Genomic DNA, 17,957 nt, shown 5'->3' with positions numbered 1-17,957 from the left:
AAAATGGGTTATCCTTTTCTCAGGATAACCCATTTTTTATTCTTTACTTTCAAAAAAGAATTCATATTGTATTTTATATAATTCATCATCCGTTGGCTCTTCAAGAGGAATTGCTTGTAATACAACTGTATACTCACCATTTGGAATAGGTATTTGAAATTTATTAGAAAGAATACTCGTTATAACGATACTTTCATTTTCAACTGTAAAAGGAACCGTAATCGTTCTAACTACTTCTTCTTTTTCAATATGTTTCCCTGGGGTCACTTTCACTTCACAAGTATAATCAGAAAGTGCTTCAAAAATAACAGTTCCATCTGCCTTAGCATAACCTCTTTCAAAATCTTCATCAGTCCAATCTACATAAGGCTGCTCACCGTCATAGTTCATCAACATTAATTGCGAATAAGAAATCGTTAACTCCATAGTTCCCCTTCTCCTTCATTATGAAATATACAACTACTACTTCACTTCAAATTTTACTCGCGTACCATCTGGGTATTTATCTAACTTATTCCCTACCCAAGAGCCTGCTCCACGGTTATCCGCTGGACTTATATATTCAATATGTGCTCCTTTTCCGCCTTCCTTGCACATCGCCATTGGCCATTCATCACGATCATACCCTTTTTTTGATGGATATGGTGCTAACGACAATTTCCTTCTATCTGCAGCACCACCACGATCGATTGTACAAACTTCTGAATGCCCTTCTTTTATAGCATCCGTAATATGTTTTCCTGTCTCTGGATAACGTTCTTTCGGAAATTCTAACACTTGATCATACGTATTCGTTTTCTTTACACTTGTTTCCTCTGGCACAAGTACTTCATAAACTGCTACTAAAATAGACAGAATTGCGATAATTGAAATGATAATACCTTTTAATTGCTTCATGTATACCTCCATGTTTCTACCAGTTTCTTTTCCTCCGTTATTATAACAAACTTCTCCTGTATATGTTTTCAGACATTATTTTAGTTATTCCTTGCCATTCCGCCAAAAATTTTCATTTTTTCACTAATGCTGTAGAAAACTAATAGCCTTCCGACATTCTTTTTCAAAGGAAGTCCTCATAAAAGATTGAAATGATATATACGATACTTTTTGGGGAGGAAATATGATGGAAGCTACCTATAAAACGAAAGATGTCACGAATAAAACAGGCATCCCAAAACATATAGTTCGCAAATATAGTCAACTGTTAGAGGAACATGGTTATATGATTTCCAAAACAGCTGATGCTCGTATTTATAAACTTGATGATTTAAAATTATTGAAATCTATACACGAAAGAGCTGCTACATTACAAGAAGATATTTCAGAAACGATACCGATTATTTTAAAAGAAAAAGAGGCCCCACCTGTACCAGTTATACAAGATAAGCAAGAGATACAAACGAAAGAAAAAGAAGATGGGCGTAACTTTGAGGAGTTCATGTTAAAACTTGAAATGCTAGCTCAATTAAATGAGGCAATTATTCATCAAAATTCTACTTTAATTACACAAAATCGTTTAAAGGATGAGAAACTAGACGAATTGATGCAACAAGTTTATGTAAAAGAAGGCTCTCAAGAAAAAATGCTTCAAGAGTTAGTCGATCACGCCGCTCAAACAGATGCACTGCAAAAAGAAAAGATGGACTTATTAATGAATCATATGTATAAACGAGAATCCAAACAGGAAGAAAAAATGAATAAACTTGTTAGTCAAATTTATAATAAAGACAGTAACCGTGATGCACAGCTTATGCAAGTTATTCGAGAAATTCAAGAAACAAAAAGAATGGTTGCTGCCTCAAAAGAGCAAAGCTTCTTTCAATCATTTAAAAGTTTATTTAGCCGAGCAAAACAAGAAAAAACAAATGAATAAACAATATAAAATAAAAAGTTACCTTTCATCGGTAACTTTTATTCCTTATTTTGTACAGCTGGTAATATAATAATTGCTTCAGTGCCTTTTCCACTTTCACTCTTATATTCCAATGTACCATTATGCGCTTGTAAAATACTAAATGTTACCATAAGTCCTAATCCTGTCCCTTTTTCTTTTAAAGAATAATATGGTTGCCCAAGCCTTGCTAACTGTTCTTTCGTCATACCAACACCACTATCTTTAACTCTTATTATGATTGTTTCATCTTTTTGAATAGCTGTTACTTTTAAATATCCTTTATTTCCTTGAATTGCTTCAATACCATTTTTAACAACATTCATAATAGCTTGCTTCAATTTTGTCTTATCACCAATCGTATAAAGACTTTCTGAAATTTCAACTTGTAAATATACACCTTGCATCGCTGCAAATGACGACATAAGAGTGGTCATTTCTATTAATTGGGCTGATAAACAAATGTGTTCTTTTTTCTCAATTTGCGGCCTTGCTAAATTTAAGTAATCTGAAATAATTTGTTCCGCCCGATCCAATTCAGCTAATACGAGACGCATATAATCCTTATTCTTCACATCTTCCGTACTTTCTAGCAATTGGATAAATCCACGAACAACAGTTAGTGGATTTCGAACTTCATGTGCCACACTTGCTGCTAACTCACTTACAATATTAAGCTTTTCTGATTTTTGCATCTCTGTACGTAGCAATGCATTTTCATTTAAATATTCAGTTAAATACACCTGGAATACCATTGTCATGACCATGATAAGCGAGGCAAATATAAATCCGCTATATATTTGCGAAATATACGGTGTAAATCCTGTTTCCAAAAGAACATTAATCATGCCTAATACTAAAGAAACAAGCACATAAAATGATGAAATCATAAATGCTAAAATTAATTTCTTATCCCTTGAAAAAAGAGACCATTTCTTTGATAAAAATAGCGGAACTATCAATAAAAATATTACTTCTAAAACTGGAAGAAAGCTCATTCCCTTTAGTAACCATTCGTATGCAACAAAAATAACCGCTGGGATTAAACCAACAATCCCACCATATAAAAAACCACTGACAATTGGAATGGGATGAAAGTTATACCCACACACATTGCCAAAACAAATAGAGTATGTCATGGAGAGAACGAGCGTAACGCTAGATAAAAACATAATAAAGTAACGATTTGGCTTCGGAGGCATTTCTTGATAGCGATTTAAACGAATCGCTTCATATAAAAATAGTGGCAAAATTATGATGGCAATTTGAATCAATAAATCACGGATAAGCTCCATAACCTCTCATCCCCTATATGTATTTTGATATGATTATATCATTTTATAGGTGTATTTGTTTTAAAATTTTGATTTTTCTTAACATATTTGTTAATTCTTTGTTAACAACTCATAATAATTGTTACAGATTTTCGAAATGATTGTAAACCCTGTACCAAATTTCCTTCGTGCAGTATACAATGAATACGGATTACAAAGAAAATATAAAAATACTTTTTTAGACGGACAACTATAGCAAAATACAGCATATAATCCATACTATCTATGTTTACAAATAAGTGATCATTACTTTAGTAGGAGGAAGATAAATATGGCGGGTACTACGCTTGTTTTAAAAGAAGAAAATTTGGTTGTTCTAGAAAATGTTGAAAAATCAGTATATGAAGAGTTACAGCATAAAGCGGGAGAAGAAAACTGCACATGTGCTGTGAACGAATCAGTTGTTCACCTTGGCAAGGTATCCTCTGTACTCTGGAATGAAGATGAAATAGATTGGGAATACGGATATTAAAAAGTCGCTTATAGCGGCTTTTTTTCTCTTTTCTCTCTCTTTCTAAATAACATATACAAAGCGTAATCATAGAAAATATGATAAAATGAACTTAATTTTCAAACGGAAGAAAGGGAGATACAATGGAACAATTCATTAACCCTAGAGTGAAGGATATTCAAATTTCTGGAATCCGTCAATTCTCTAACATGATTCAAAACTATGATAATTTGATTTCTTTAACAATTGGACAACCCGATTTCCCTACACCTTCTCTCGTGAAAGAAGCGGCAAAACGGGCTATTACAGAAAACTATACAAGCTATACACATAACGCTGGTTTACTAGAATTACGTAAGGCAGCTTGTAACTTCGTAAAAGATAACTACGATTTACATTACTCACCTGAAAACGAAACCATCGTTACAATCGGTGCTAGCGAAGCAATTGATGTTGCATTCCGAACGATTTTAGAGCCAGGAACAGAAGTAATTTTACCTGCTCCTATTTATCCAGGTTACGAACCCATTATTCGATTATGCGGTGCAACGCCTATTTTTGTAGATGTTCGTGAAACTGGATTTCGTTTAACAGCTGAAGCGCTTAAAAATGCTATTACAGAAAAAACAAGATGTATCGTACTACCGTATCCTTCTAATCCAACTGGTGTAACTTTATCCACAGAAGAATTAAAAGATATTGTAGATGTTTTAAAAGATAAAAATATTTTCGTCCTTTCAGATGAAATTTATAGTGAGCTTGTATATGAACAAAAGCATACATCTATCGCACATTTCCCAGAAATGCGTGAAAAGACAATTGTCATTAACGGTTTATCTAAATCACATTCTATGACTGGCTGGCGTGTTGGACTTTTATTTGCACCAAGCTATTTAGCAGGACACATATTAAAAGTTCATCAATACAATGTAACGTGTGCTACTTCAATCGCTCAATACGCTGCAATTGAAGCATTAACAGCAGCTAAAGACGCACCAAAAATGATGCGCCACCAATATAAAAAACGCCGTGATTACGTATATAATAGACTCACTCAAATGGAATTAACAGTTGAAAAGCCAACAGGTGCATTTTACTTATTCCCATATGTTGGTCATTTGACATCTTCATCATTTGATTTTGCACTTGATCTTGTCAAAGAAGCGGGACTAGCTGTAGTTCCTGGAACAGCATTCTCTGAATACGGTGAAGGCTACCTTCGCTTGTCCTATGCGTATAGTATCGAAACTTTAAAAGAAGGCTGCGACCGATTAGAAGCCTTTCTAATGAAAAAAGCTAAGAGTTAAACTCTTAGCTTTTTTATGCATAATGATCACAAGTTTGACGTTTTAGTAATTTATGAGGAATAATGATACACTTTGCAGTGGATTCTGCATTCTCTACTTTATCAACTAAAGCTTTTGCTGCCTCATATCCTAGCTGATAAATATTCACATCAACTGTCGAAAGTGGAGGGCTCGCAATTTCTGATAATAAAGCATTATTAAAGCTTACAATAGAAACATCTTTCGGTACAACGAATCCTTTTTTAGAAAGAGCACTTAACACACCAAGTCCAATTAAGTCATCGGTTGCCATAATTGCCGTTGGCGGTTGCTGCAGTCCCATTAATTCCTCAACAGCTTGTTGACCACTTTCCCTCGAAAAATCAAAATGTAAAATATATTCTTTTGGTAATACAATGTCTGCTAATTTCAAGGCATCACTCATACCAGCTAAACGATCTCTCGTTACAAGTAAATCTGATCCACCACCAATGAACGCGATTTGCTTATGCCCTAATGAAATTAAATATTCTGCCACTTCTCTTGCAGCTGTATAATTGTCATTATCTACATATGTAATTTCATCTTTTCGATCATATGGTTTTCCTATTAAAACAAACGGGAAATTTTGTTCATGTAAATATTGAATAATCCGATCATTCTCCCTTGAATATAAAAGAATAATGCCACCAATTTGGCGTCCCTGTACCATCTTTACGACACCATTAAAAATTTCCTCTTCCGTTTCACCTGTCGACATGTAAAGCGCATAACCTTCTACGTGTGCAAATGAACTAATCCCTCTTATAACTTCTGGGAAAAATGGATTTTGAAAAGCTTTACTTGCAGAACTTGGCATAACAAGACCAAGTGTTTTCGTCGTTTGGTTCGCAAGATTTCTCGCATTTAAATTGGGATGATACCCTAATTCACTCATCACTTTCCTAACACGGCGCTTTGTCTTTTCACTTATACTTGGATTATCAGCAATTACACGAGAAACTGTTGATGGTGCCACATTCGCTTGCTTCGCCACATCTTTAATTGTAACTGTCATAAAAATCCCCCTCCTCTCATTTCTCTGCCATTTTTCATATATTTTATCTCGCACTCATTGCAAGTCATAAACTTTCATTTCTTATATCTTGCAAAACTAATCCTATTCTCCCTCTTCATGTATTGTAAGGGATATAGCTATTTTTTCCTATACTATAATATACTATTTATTTCACTTCTTTTCACATGTGATGTCAAATCTCTTTTCATCTCCCTATAAACTTATTTATAGGGAGATGAAAAGAAAAATGGGACGTAATGTCCCATTTTTCATCCTTTTGTACCTCCAGCTGTTAAACCAGAAATAAAGTATTTTTGTAGTGATAGGAATAAAATTGAAATTGGGATCGCAATTAACACAGAACCCGCTGCAAACGTTGTAAATTCATTACCGAATTTCTTCGCAACCATTTCATATAATCCAACTGCTAAAGTATAATTTTCTGGTGTTCGCAAAATAATACTCGCTAAAATGAAATCTGTAAATGGACCAATGAAAGTAAATAACGCTACAACCGCTACGATTGGCTTTGCAAGTGGCATAATGATTTGCCAAAAAATACGAAAATGCCCTGCTCCATCCATTCGAGCTGATTCATCTAGTTCTTTCGGAATCGTATCAAAATACCCTTTCATAAGCCATGTATTCATCGGAATAGCCCCGCCTACATAAATCAAAATTAATGCAAGGTGTGTATCAATTAATCCTGTTAATTGAGCTAATACGTATAAAGCAATTAACGCTGCAAAGTTTGGAATCATTTGCAGAATTAAAAATGTTAATAAACCATTTTTTCTTCCAACAAAACGATATCTCGAAAATGCATAAGCAGTAAAGCTAATTGCTAACACTGAGAAAATCATCGTTAAAACACTTACTTTTAATGTGTTTTTATACCATAGTAAGTAATTACTATTCTCTAGATCTAATAACTTACGATAATGATCTAACGTTGCATTTTGTGGAATAATACTTGATCCAGATAAACTATCACCCGGATTAAACGATGAGCCAATAATCCATAATAACGGATAGAAAATGATGGCACACATTACGAAAATAACTAAATAACTTAATGAGAGACGTAACATCTTCTGTCTTTTAATATTCATTTACATCATATCCTCTTCTTGGAATGATTTTGTTCTCTTAAATTGCCATAACGCAACTGTAATAACAATTAACGATAATATCATTGTAAGAGCTGCTGCTTTTCCGTACTGCGCTGAAGTCATCGTTAACTTATAAATCCATGAAATTAAAATATCCGTTCCACCTGCGTCTTGTCCAGCTACAGCAGGACCTCCACCATTAAATAGATAGATGATACTAAAGTTATTAAAGTTAAACGTATATTGCGTAATTAATATTGGTGCTGTTGCATATAACACAAGTGGCAATGTAATTTTGCGAAACTGTTGCCAAGCTGTCGCTCCATCTACTGTAGCCGCTTCATATAATTCTCCCGGAATCGATTGCAGTATACCTGTTGTCATCGCAAAGATAAACGGGAACCCAAGCCACGTTTGAATCATAATTAAAGCAATCTTCGCCCAAAATGGATCTGTCATCCAAGCAATCTTTTCAATTCCGAATAAAGCTAATACTTGATTGTTAATCGCTCCGAATGTTTCATTAAACATACCAGAGAAAACAAGAATAGATACGAATGCTGGAACCGCCCACGGTAAAATGAAGATTGTTCGAATAATCGCCTTTCCTTTAATACCGGGCTGATTTACGATAATCGCTAAGAAAATACCAAGTGCAACTTGTAATGTTGTTGCAACGAATGTCCAAATGACAGTCCAAGAGAATACACTTACAAATGTCTCTCTCCACATCGGTAAAGTGAAAATATCAATAAAGTTTTTAAAGCCCACCCAATCTACTAATTTAGCTGGAGGAGAATGATATAAATCATAGTTTGTAAATCCAATTAAAATTACGAAGATGATTGGAAATACGACAACAAAGATAAGTAGTAGAAAACCTGGTGAAACCATTAAATAAGGAAAACCTTGATCTAACAAATTACGATATTGCTCTTTTACAGAATTTAACGGTGTTCCGCTATCACGTTTCTTTCCATTTTGGTATGCATCATATAAGTTAAATGCATATATGCCTAGCCCAAAAGCGATAACGATAAGGGCCAAGATTCCTTCTACTAATAGAAAGACAGAATGGTCACGTGGAACTTCTGTACCAAGCGTTACAATACCCCATAATCCCATATTTAATAAATCAGCAAAGGCTACAATAAAAGAACCTGTTAATACTAGAAAAATAAGACCTTTTACAAATTGTTTATTATACATTTGGCCCACGCCTGGAATGATTGATAACATGGTTGCCATTTTCCTATGCTTTGAATGGTTTAACCCATTTGCTGGTTCCATAGATGTTTGCATGTTCCTTCCCCCTTTTTTCTTCCTACATGGAAGGGAGAGAATTCGTGCCTCTCATATTAGAGGCACGAATTTCACCTTATTTTTTCTTGTTATGATTTGCCTCAATATTACCTTTAATTTGTTTCACTGCACTATCAAGCGCCGCTTTTGGTGCCTCTTTATCTGTAACAACTAATTGAAGCGCATCTCCAGCTGGTTTCCAAACTTCTTGCATTTCTGGAATGTTTGGCATTGGAATTCCATTTTCAGATTGCGTTGCAACTGCTTTTGCAGCTTCGTTATCTTTAATAATTGGATCTTCCATTACTGATTTTACTGGAGGAATTTCTTTTGTTTTCTCAAATCGAATTTTTGCGTTTTCTTCATTTGTTACCCACTCAGTGAATTTTGTAGCTAAATCATTTTGTTTAGAGAAACTTGTTACATGCCATCCTTTAACCCCAACAAACGTTTTCATTGGTTGACCATTTGGTAATTTCGGCATTGGAGCAACGCCATAATCAATCCCGTTCTTTTCCATTGCTTGGAACGCCCATGGGCCATTCATGATAGAAGCTGCTTTTCCTTCATTGAATAGTCCATCAGCAGCAGGCCCACCTGATTCACCGATAATACCTTTTGGGAATAATTTTTCCTTGTACCATTTTTGAAGATATTCAGCACCTTGTACTGCTCCGCTATTATTTAATCCAACATCACTTGCATTTGGCTTTCCATCTTTTTCACCAAATACATAACCGCCCATACCTGCCATGAATGCATTAGCAAAGTAGAAGTTATCTCCTAATGCTAAAAATCCGTACTTGCCATCTTTCGTAAATTCTTTTGAGAAGTTAAACAGCTCGTCCATCGTTTCTGGCGCTTTTGGCATTAGTTTTTTATTGTAAATAAAGACTGGTGTCTCAATTGCTTTTGGTAAACCATATAATTTTCCATTATATGTCTGTGCTTCTATTGATGAATTAGTAAATTTACTCTTTACAGCATCATCTGCTTTCACTTCAGAAAGTAAACCTTCTGTTACTGCATTTCCGATTTGATCGTGTGGCAATGTTACAACATCTGGTCCAGTCCCCGCTGGCCCATCAAGGCGTAACTTCTTCACTTGATCTGTCATTTGCATTTCAACAACTTTTACTTTTACTTTATATTTTTCCTCAAAGCTTTTCACTGCTGGTTCTAAACCAACACCTTTTTTATCATCTTCCCAAACAAGAAGATCATAGTCTTTTTTCGCTTTACTTTCCTCTTTTTTCCCTGAATCTTTCGGCCCACATGCAGATAACATACCAATAGATAATGCTGAAACCGTTAATAATGATAATGCTTTCTTCATCCCAAAAACCTCCCTAAATTGTCTATGTACCTCAGTAACTGAAAACGTTTGCATTTAATAGTTTAATTGAAGCGCAAACAATATCTCAATCTATGAAAACGTTTGCGCTATTTGTCTATCATTATACATTCTTTTATTCATTTTGCAAATATTAATTTAAAAATTATGTCATTATACTCTTTATACATTGACTTTATATGAAATGAATACTACTCTTATAAGCAATATTAAAGCTACGAGAAAGGCAATCGTTTGCAATATAGGCTTTATTATTACACTTAAGGGAATACTATGTATAGAGATATTGAAGGGGGATTTTCTATATGTTTAAAGAAGCCATTTATCATAGGCCGAAAGATAATTATGCATACGCTTATGATGAACAAACAATTCACATCCGAGTACGTACTAAGAGAGATGATATTCAAAGCGCCGATCTTATTTACGGTGATCCTTACGAATGGAAAGACGGGAAATGGATATCAGCAAGTACACCCATGAAAAAAACGGGTTCTACTGCATTATTTGATTATTGGTCCATTTCAATCGAACCAAAATTTAAGCGCTTACGTTATGGGTTTGAATTAAAATCTGAAACAGACACTCTTATTTATGCAGAGCGAGGATTCTTTTCTAGCATTCCAAATGATGATGTTGGTAACTTTTTCTGTTTTCCATTTATTCATGCAGATGATGTATTCAAAGCACCATCTTGGATTAAAGACACCATTTGGTATCAGATTTTCCCTGAGCGATTCGCTAATGGCGATAGTAAGCTGAATCCAGAAAACACCCTCCCTTGGGGAAGTGCGAATCCAACTCCAACTAACTTTTTCGGCGGAGATTTTTCTGGTGTTATTCAAAACCTTGATTACCTTGTTAAGCTTGGCATTTCCGGAATATATTTCACACCTATTTTCAAAGCTCATTCAAACCATAAATATGACACAATTGACTATATGGAAATTGACCCACAATTTGGGACGAAAGAAACTTTTAAAGAGCTCGTTGAAGAATGTCATAAGCACGGTATAAAAGTAATGCTCGATGCTGTGTTTAATCATAGTGGATACTTTTTCGAGAAATTTCAAGACGTACTAGAGAATGGTGAGAAGTCCGCATATAAAGAGTGGTTCCACATTCATGAATTTCCGATTATAACAGAACCACTTCCAAATTATGATACTTTCGCCTTTACACCGTATATGCCAAAATTAAATACAGCTCATCCAGATGTAAAAGAATACTTACTTGAAGTAGGACGTTATTGGGTACGAGAATTCAATATAGATGGCTGGCGCCTTGATGTCGCCAATGAAGTCGATCACAACTTTTGGAGAGAATTCCGAACTGAAATAAAGACACTAAATCCTGAAGTATATATTTTGGGAGAAATTTGGCACGATGCCCTTCCGTGGCTACAAGGCGATCAATTTGATGCTGTCATGAGCTATCCTGTTACAAACGCTCTACTTTCTTACTTTGCTAACGATTCCATTAAAGCAAGTGAATTCATGAAGCAAATTACAGAATCTCTACATTCCTACTCTATGAATGTAAATGAAGCAGCATTTCATTTATTAGACAGCCATGATACTCCAAGAATTTTAACAACATGCAACGGAGATAAAAATAAGTTGAAATTGCTCTATGTATTCCATCTTTCTTTCATCGGCTCTCCTTGTATTTATTACGGAGATGAAATTGGTATGGATGGCGGCATGGACCCTGATTGCCGTAAATGTATGATTTGGGATACTAAAGAACAAGATCATGCATTATTTACCCATATACAAACATTGATTTTATTACGGAAACAACATAAAGCATTTGGAGGACATGGTACTTTTCAATTCATCGAAGCAAATGATGAACATAATTATATTTCTTATACGAAAACATATGAGGATGAAACTATCTTTTTCGTTTTAAACCCTACTAATAGTGAAGTTACAGTTTCACTCCCTCTTCATGTTACTGGTAAAAAAATAATTAACATTTATACAAACGAAGAATTTTCAGCAGAAGCAAGTGTATTACAAGTTACACTTCCTCCATATGGATTCTCCATATTAAAATGGTAATCCAAAAAAGCCTTATGCCAAGTTTGAAGTGGCATAAGGCTTTTTCTTATTTCAATTTGAACACTATCGCTTCATACGGACGTAATGGAATGTTATCTATTGATCCGATTTCTACATCGTAATTGTGTATAAATAACTCTGATTCACTATAACTAATATCCTTAGGCATTTCAAATACACTTTCATCCGCAGTAAAGTTTGCAATGACAAGTAGTTTTTCATCTCCATATGTTCTTACATAAGCAAAAATAGAAGGGTCATTATCTAATATTAAATCATATGATCCATACACAACTATTTCATTATTTTTGCGTAGTTCAATTAATTTCTTATAGTAATAAAAAATTGAACCTTCATCTTGGATTGCTTGTTTCACATTAATCTCTTTATAGTTAGGATTTACAGTAATCCAAGGTTCACCTTTTGTAAATCCAGCGTGATTCTGATCATTCCACTGCATCGGAGTTCTAGCATTATCACGACCCTTTATATAAATAGATTCCATTACTTTTTCTATATCTTCACCATGGTCTATCACTTTTTCTTTATACATATTTAACGTTTCAATATCTCGATATTCATCAATTGATTGGAACCGAACGTTCGTCATTCCGATTTCCTCTCCTTGATAAATATATGGCGTTCCTTTCATCATATGAAGAACTGTCGCTAACATTTTTGCTGATTCAATGCGATACATTCCATCATTACCAAAACGAGATACAACGCGAGGCTGATCATGATTATTCCAATAAAGGCTATTCCATCCGGTATGCTCTAATGCTTTTTGCCACTTTGTTAAATTCTCTTTTAAAGTAAGAAGTGAGCATGGTTTTACATCCCACTTTCCACCTTCTCCTGAATCTAAATCCATATGTTCAAATTGGAATACCATTTGCAATTCTTTTCGTTCTTCTCCAGTATACAATTTCGCTTCTTCTGTCGTTACACCAGGCATTTCACCAACCGTCATAATATCATAATGCGATAATACTTCCTCATTCATTTCATGTAAATATTTATGAATGTTTGGACCGTTCATAAAATGCTTATGACCTGAAACATACCCCTCTTCTTCTGTTTCAACAGCTGGTAATCCCTCTTCTTTAGAAATAAAATTAATAACATCCATACGGAAGCCATCAATTCCTTTTTCTAACCAAAACTTCATCATTTCATAAACATCTTGTCTTACCTTTTCATTATCCCAATTTAAATCTGGCTGTTTTTTAGAAAACAGATGTAAATAATATTCATCTGTCATTTCATCATACTGCCATGCTGATCCACTAAACGCTGCTCCCCAGTTATTCGGCTCTTTTCCTTCTTTTCCAGGGCGCCATATATAGTAATCTCTATATTTATTATCTTTTGATTTACGTGATTCAATAAACCAATTATGTTCATCCGAAGTATGATTAACAACTAAGTCCATCATAAGTTTCATATTACGTTCATGCATTTCATGTAATAGCTCATCCCAATCTTCCATTGTTCCGAACTCGTTCATAATTTTACAATAATCGCTTATATCATAACCATTATCATCATTTGGAGATTCATAGACTGGTGATAACCAAATCACATCAATCCCTAACTCTTTTAAGTAATCTAGCTTTGAAATAATCCCTTGAAGATCTCCTATACCATCACCATTACTATCCATAAAGCTACGAGGATAAATTTGATATACTACACTTTCTTTCCACCATTGTTTTTCCATTATGCTACCCCATTTCATTCATCATTCATTTTTCTCTTTTTTAAGGCGCAAACGTTTTCATTAATGAATGATAACAGATTCTATCTCAATTTAAAATAGCGCTTACAATTTTTATTGTTCTTTTTCTAAGAAAACATATGAAAACCACTAATAAATCTCCAATAAATGAAAACGTTTTATTTTTTTATTTATTTTTTGAATCTATTCGTTTATAATGAACTCAAAGAAAACGTTTGCATAATTATTTCTAGGGGGAAATACCATGGCAGAACTTAAATTAGAAAACATTTATAAAATATATGATAATAACGTAACAGCTGTAACTGATTTTAATTTACACATTCAAGATAAAGAATTTATTGTATTTGTCGGTCCTTCTGGATGCGGAAAATCTACAACATTACGAATGGTAGCTGGACTTGAAGATATTTCAAAAGGCGAGTTTTCAATTGATGGTAAACTAATGAATGATGTTCCTCCAAAAGATCGAGATATCGCTATGGTATTCCAAAACTACGCTCTTTATCCACATATGAGTGTATATGATAATATGGCATTTGGATTAAAACTTCGAAAAATACCAAAAGATGAAATCGATCGTCGTGTGAAAGATGCAGCAAAAATTTTAGGACTTGAACAATATTTAGATAGAAAACCGAAAGCATTATCAGGTGGACAGCGCCAACGTGTTGCTTTAGGTAGAGCAATCGTTCGAGATGCAAAAGTTTTCTTAATGGATGAACCATTATCAAACTTAGATGCTAAACTCCGTGTTGCAATGCGCTCAGAAATTTCTAAGCTACATCATCGTCTTGGAACAACAACAATTTATGTAACACATGATCAAACAGAAGCAATGACTATGGCTTCGCGTCTTGTCGTTATGAAGGATGGAAAAATCCAACAAATTGGAACTCCAAAAGAAGTATATGAAACACCAGAAAACATTTTCGTGGGTGGATTTATCGGCTCACCAGCTATGAACTTCTTCCGTGGTAAATTGACTGAAACCGATTTCGTTATAGACAATACTATAAAAATTAAAGTATCTGAAGGAAAAATGAAGATGCTACGTGAACAAGGCTATGTAAATAAGGAAATTGTTTTAGGTATTCGTCCAGAGGACATTCATGATGAACTACTATTTTTAGAAGCTTCACAATCTACTGCCTTCACAACAAAAATTGAAGTTGCTGAGTTATTAGGTGCTGAATCCATTTTATATATGAAACTTGGGAATCAAGATTTTGCGGCACGTGTAGATGCAAGACATACGTTTTCACCTGGTGACCAAATTAAATTAGCATTTGATATGAATAAAGCGCATTTCTTTGATAACCAAACTGAACAACGTATTCGCTAAAAAATTTATCTTTACTATACACATACAAAAAACCGTCCACATATATTGAGGGCGGTTTTCATTATTATACTAGGGCTTCTACTGTATGAAATGATTGTCCTTTCGTGCTAATAATACCGAAAATCGGTAAATCACTAAGCACCACTTCTTCTTGCTGTTTCATAAAAGATGACGTTAATTGTTTTATCTCTATCCAAACGTCATTAATACAAAGTACATTGGAATCGTTCTCTTGTTGGCGAGAAAAAATAGAATCTATTTTATATAAACCAGCATTTTGAAAAAGCATATCAATGCGACTGAATGCATTCAAAGTAATGCTAATAACGCGTTGCCAATCTCCTTGCTTTCCCATATCATAGGATACAAAAAGTGCTTCTCCGCCTAGATTCATAATTTCCTCCACTGTTGCTTGTCCACTCTCTTGATCAATGTCCGTCACAATAACTTTTGCGCCTTGTTTAGCCAACAAAAGAGCTGTATTACGTCCAATACCGATGCCACCGCCAGTTACGATAGCAACTTTTCCTGCAAGCTTCATTTTCATTACCCCTTCTATAAGTCTTACCGTCATTCAGTATACTCCTTTATAAGATTAATCTGCAAGCAAGAAAAATTGCTATTTAATTTGTAAACGTTTACTTTTTATCCTTCTTTTTTCTTATTATTACGCTGATCGAAAACTAGACCGATAAAAATGAGAATACCCCAAAAAATTATGCTACCTCCTGTCATTTTAACTTCCCCCTTATTATATAAAGTGAAATTTTACTCAGCCCCAATATGGCGGAATAAAGATATTATTTTTAATCATTATATTATTTTCTTAATTTTCAATCCATTATAAATAGAAATAATACATTTTGGCTTTTCCTTACTGTAAACATTCCCCATATACTTATAAAATCAAAAAGACCCTTTTATATATAAAAAGGTCTTTTTTTCATTATACAAGACTTATTACTTTCGTTTTTGTAATTAAATCCTGAAAACCACAATTATCTTTGCGGAACAACATCATATATACATTACATATTAATGGAATTCCTAATAGCAATACGTTCGGTAATAACACTACAAAAAATCTTATAATTAATGTTTGCAATGTTAGCTTTTCACTCTTCAATGAAATTAGTTTTATTCTCGTTATCTTTTTTCCAAGTGTAACACCGTTCCAAAGAAAGGGTAATACAATAAAATATATCGCCATTAATATGAAAACTACTGCAAAATCATATCTAAAATCACCTAAGCTTATATTAAAGCGCTTAAACATAGCACTATAGTTTCCGGTCATAATAGCTACTACTGCACCATACATAACCGAGATTAAAAACATGTCAATTAGGGAAGCACCTATGCGATTCATTACAAGCGCTGGACGATGCATCTTTAACTTCATTTTATGTCGACTCCTTCATATCCTTCTTTACCCGTCTCATCGTACCACTTCTAAAAAACATTGTAAACTAGCGTTTCTCTTACTTTTCTTGTACAATTTGTTACAATAGCATTATAAAGGAGGTTCCCATATTGAAAAAATGGATAATCCTATTCGTCGCCTTCCTATTAACTGGTTGTGCAGGAAACACAAGTCACTTAACTTATATGGTTAACGATGAATACGAACTCATACGTACTTCTGGAAATGCATTTGAACTTTTCCCCTCGCAAGATGCTGTATATGCCACACAATACATCCCTGCAAAAATTACAGACATTGCTTGGGATGATAAATACATTATTGCAAAACAAACTGAGGAAAAATCAGATCCAAATAACCCTGACGCAGCAATTGCAAATAAAAAAAGTGAACATTATTGGATTATTGATGTAAAGCACAATAAACGTTTCGGTCCCTACAATGAAAAGCAATTTAATGAACAAAAAGATGCGTTTAAAATTAAGGTGCCTTTTCAAAATGTAGATTCATACATAAAAGAAATAAAAAAACAGTCAGCATAATATTTGTATGCTGACTGTTTTGTCTTACATTATTTTAGTGAGATGTTAAACGTTTGTGGCTCTTTTACAACATCTTGTGTTTCTGAATCTCCTGCAAGTAAATCATCAGTTGTAAACTGAATATCCTTTACCTTGTCTTTTCCATCGTCAAGTATTAAACCAATAATACCATCTCTTATTTCACCAGGCTTATAGTCTTCTCTTGATACATTTTTTGTACCAACTAACGTATCTTCGTCATATAAAAAGTTTTGAGTGGCTACTTTAAAATGTTGCTTACCATTAATCATAACATCATTCATAGAGAAAAATTGCATATTTTTATTTCCGCTATTCTCCACTTTATATGTAATCTCAACGTAACGAATTGTATTACTAATCTCTGTTCCACTTAGCGATGCATATAATTCTGCATCTTCTTGGCTTACTTTATCCCCTAATCTACGTTTTACTTCTTCAGGAGTTAGTGCCGTGTATACTTTCAATGTATTTTTTGCCTTTTCACTCATTTGTGATAAAGAGATTACTTTCACATCTTGTACGTGAATTTTCATTGGCGCTACTTCAAATATTTGATTCACAGAATGCATCTGCTCTAACTTGAAAGTACCCCATCCTGTTTCTTTCACTTTTTGTCCTACTTTTTTCAGCTCACGCCCACCATATTCTTTCGTTTCAGGAATAGATTCTTTCTTCTTCGGTTCAGCTTTCTTTTCTTCTTGATGGAAGCAACCACTTAACATAAGAAGAAAACTACATAAAACAAAAATACTTTTCCATGCTTTCATCATTTCATTTCTCCTAACGCTATCATTCATGAATATAAAATTAGTCCCTTGCTTTGTAAACTATAGAAACAATGACAATTCCACAAAATGAACTTGTCAATCCAGATACTATTATACCTCCAATTTGGAAAATATGAAAATAGGGATCTAGGAACATGCCCATCAACTTAAGAGTGAGCACAACCTGAGCTTTCGACTCATCGGATCAAAACATTCCTAAAATAAAAGCATACTCTTAAAAATAAGCATCTCAAATAAACCCTAA

At 34.0% G+C, this 17,957-nt stretch carries 18 protein-coding genes and 1 pseudogene; 6 read left to right on the top strand and 13 right to left on the bottom strand.

Annotated elements, in window-relative coordinates; genetic code table 11:
- Positions 1-36 precede the first annotated feature (36 nt).
- Both comJ and nucA read right to left on the bottom strand, forming a co-directional pair.
- Complete coding sequence (gene comJ / locus MR168_RS05505) at positions 37-426, bottom strand: competence protein ComJ (RefSeq protein WP_000424030.1); 390 nt, start codon at positions 424-426, stop codon at positions 37-39.
- Positions 427-462: 36 nt separating this feature from the next.
- Positions 463-897 carry a DNA-entry nuclease gene (gene nucA / locus MR168_RS05500; protein WP_000811494.1) on the bottom strand — a complete coding sequence of 145 codons (435 nt, stop codon included), beginning with the start codon at positions 895-897 and terminating at the stop codon, positions 463-465.
- 226 nt (positions 898-1,123) lie between these two features.
- Here nucA and MR168_RS05495 point away from each other — a divergent pair, with 226 nt between their 5' ends.
- Positions 1,124-1,873, top strand: coding sequence for a DUF3967 domain-containing protein (locus MR168_RS05495; RefSeq protein WP_000388471.1), 750 nt, complete (start codon positions 1,124-1,126; stop codon positions 1,871-1,873).
- Between the two features lie 38 nt (positions 1,874-1,911).
- On the opposite strand, the gene kinB is transcribed toward MR168_RS05495, so the two are convergent.
- The gene (gene kinB, locus MR168_RS05490) at positions 1,912-3,186 is read right to left on the bottom strand and encodes a sporulation sensor histidine kinase KinB (protein ID WP_000420369.1); all 1,275 of its coding nucleotides are present in this window, start codon (positions 3,184-3,186) and stop codon (positions 1,912-1,914) included.
- A gap of 310 nt (positions 3,187-3,496) precedes the next feature.
- Between kinB and MR168_RS05485 the strand changes: the two genes are divergently transcribed.
- A complete protein-coding gene (locus tag MR168_RS05485; protein WP_000929280.1) occupies positions 3,497-3,697 on the top strand; it encodes a hypothetical protein in 201 nt (66 codons plus the stop codon).
- 122 nt (positions 3,698-3,819) lie between these two features.
- Complete coding sequence (locus MR168_RS05480) at positions 3,820-4,983, top strand: aminotransferase A (protein ID WP_000434577.1); 1,164 nt, start codon at positions 3,820-3,822, stop codon at positions 4,981-4,983.
- A 13-nt stretch (positions 4,984-4,996) separates the two neighbouring features.
- Here the strand turns inward: MR168_RS05480 and malR are convergent, their stop codons facing one another.
- The 4 genes from malR to MR168_RS05460 form a co-directional block, all read right to left on the bottom strand.
- Positions 4,997-6,019 (bottom strand): maltose operon transcriptional repressor MalR, encoded by a 1,023-nt coding sequence (malR, locus tag MR168_RS05475; protein WP_000219053.1) that lies wholly within the window; start codon positions 6,017-6,019, stop codon positions 4,997-4,999.
- A 269-nt stretch (positions 6,020-6,288) separates the two neighbouring features.
- Positions 6,289-7,131: a maltosaccharide ABC transporter permease MalD gene (gene malD, locus MR168_RS05470; protein WP_001022608.1), complete on the bottom strand. Its 843-nt coding sequence runs from the start codon at positions 7,129-7,131 to the stop codon at positions 6,289-6,291.
- A complete protein-coding gene (gene malC, locus MR168_RS05465) occupies positions 7,132-8,433 on the bottom strand; it encodes a maltosaccharide ABC transporter permease MalC (protein ID WP_001194996.1) in 1,302 nt (433 codons plus the stop codon).
- Positions 8,434-8,509: 76 nt separating this feature from the next.
- Positions 8,510-9,769, bottom strand: coding sequence for an extracellular solute-binding protein (locus tag MR168_RS05460; protein WP_000709923.1), 1,260 nt, complete (start codon positions 9,767-9,769; stop codon positions 8,510-8,512).
- Positions 9,770-10,092: 323 nt separating this feature from the next.
- On the opposite strand from MR168_RS05460, the gene MR168_RS05455 reads away from it, so the two are divergent.
- On the top strand, positions 10,093-11,853 hold the full coding sequence (locus tag MR168_RS05455; RefSeq protein WP_000471780.1) for an alpha-glycosidase: 1,761 nt from the start codon (positions 10,093-10,095) through the stop codon (positions 11,851-11,853).
- Between the two features lie 46 nt (positions 11,854-11,899).
- Here MR168_RS05455 and malL read toward each other — a convergent pair whose 3' ends face one another.
- Positions 11,900-13,576 carry an oligo-1,6-glucosidase gene (gene malL / locus MR168_RS05450; RefSeq protein ID WP_000415178.1) on the bottom strand — a complete coding sequence of 559 codons (1,677 nt, stop codon included), beginning with the start codon at positions 13,574-13,576 and terminating at the stop codon, positions 11,900-11,902.
- A 262-nt stretch (positions 13,577-13,838) separates the two neighbouring features.
- Between malL and MR168_RS05445 the strand changes: the two genes are divergently transcribed.
- Complete coding sequence (locus tag MR168_RS05445; RefSeq protein WP_000818931.1) at positions 13,839-14,939, top strand: ABC transporter ATP-binding protein; 1,101 nt, start codon at positions 13,839-13,841, stop codon at positions 14,937-14,939.
- Between the two features lie 64 nt (positions 14,940-15,003).
- Here the strand turns inward: MR168_RS05445 and MR168_RS05440 are convergent, their stop codons facing one another.
- The 3 genes from MR168_RS05440 to MR168_RS05430 all read right to left on the bottom strand — a co-directional run bounded on the left by MR168_RS05440 (position 15,004) and on the right by MR168_RS05430 (position 16,341).
- Complete coding sequence (locus MR168_RS05440) at positions 15,004-15,513, bottom strand: SDR family NAD(P)-dependent oxidoreductase (RefSeq protein ID WP_000218410.1); 510 nt, start codon at positions 15,511-15,513, stop codon at positions 15,004-15,006.
- Positions 15,514-15,584: 71 nt separating this feature from the next.
- The gene (locus tag MR168_RS05435; RefSeq protein ID WP_000145636.1) at positions 15,585-15,674 is read right to left on the bottom strand and encodes a hypothetical protein; all 90 of its coding nucleotides are present in this window, start codon (positions 15,672-15,674) and stop codon (positions 15,585-15,587) included.
- 211 nt (positions 15,675-15,885) lie between these two features.
- On the bottom strand, positions 15,886-16,341 hold the full coding sequence (locus tag MR168_RS05430; RefSeq protein ID WP_000769082.1) for an RDD family protein: 456 nt from the start codon (positions 16,339-16,341) through the stop codon (positions 15,886-15,888).
- 131 nt (positions 16,342-16,472) lie between these two features.
- On the opposite strand from MR168_RS05430, the gene MR168_RS05425 reads away from it, so the two are divergent.
- The gene (locus MR168_RS05425; protein ID WP_000758787.1) at positions 16,473-16,904 is read left to right on the top strand and encodes a DUF3997 domain-containing protein; all 432 of its coding nucleotides are present in this window, start codon (positions 16,473-16,475) and stop codon (positions 16,902-16,904) included.
- A gap of 29 nt (positions 16,905-16,933) precedes the next feature.
- On the opposite strand, the gene MR168_RS05420 is transcribed toward MR168_RS05425, so the two are convergent.
- Entirely contained in the window at positions 16,934-17,695 is a 762-nt protein-coding gene (locus MR168_RS05420; protein WP_000973893.1) for a hypothetical protein, read from the bottom strand.
- 37 nt (positions 17,696-17,732) lie between these two features.
- Positions 17,733-17,846 (bottom strand): annotated as a pseudogene (locus MR168_RS05415) (DUF4184 family protein); the annotation flags it as partial.
- Between the last annotated feature and the right edge of the window lie 111 nt (positions 17,847-17,957).

This window comes from Bacillus cereus group sp. BfR-BA-01356 (assembly GCF_022663635.1).
In the GTDB taxonomy this organism is placed as follows: domain Bacteria; phylum Bacillota; class Bacilli; order Bacillales; family Bacillaceae_G; genus Bacillus_A; species Bacillus_A cereus.
This window is presented reverse-complemented; position numbering and strand designations above follow the sequence as displayed.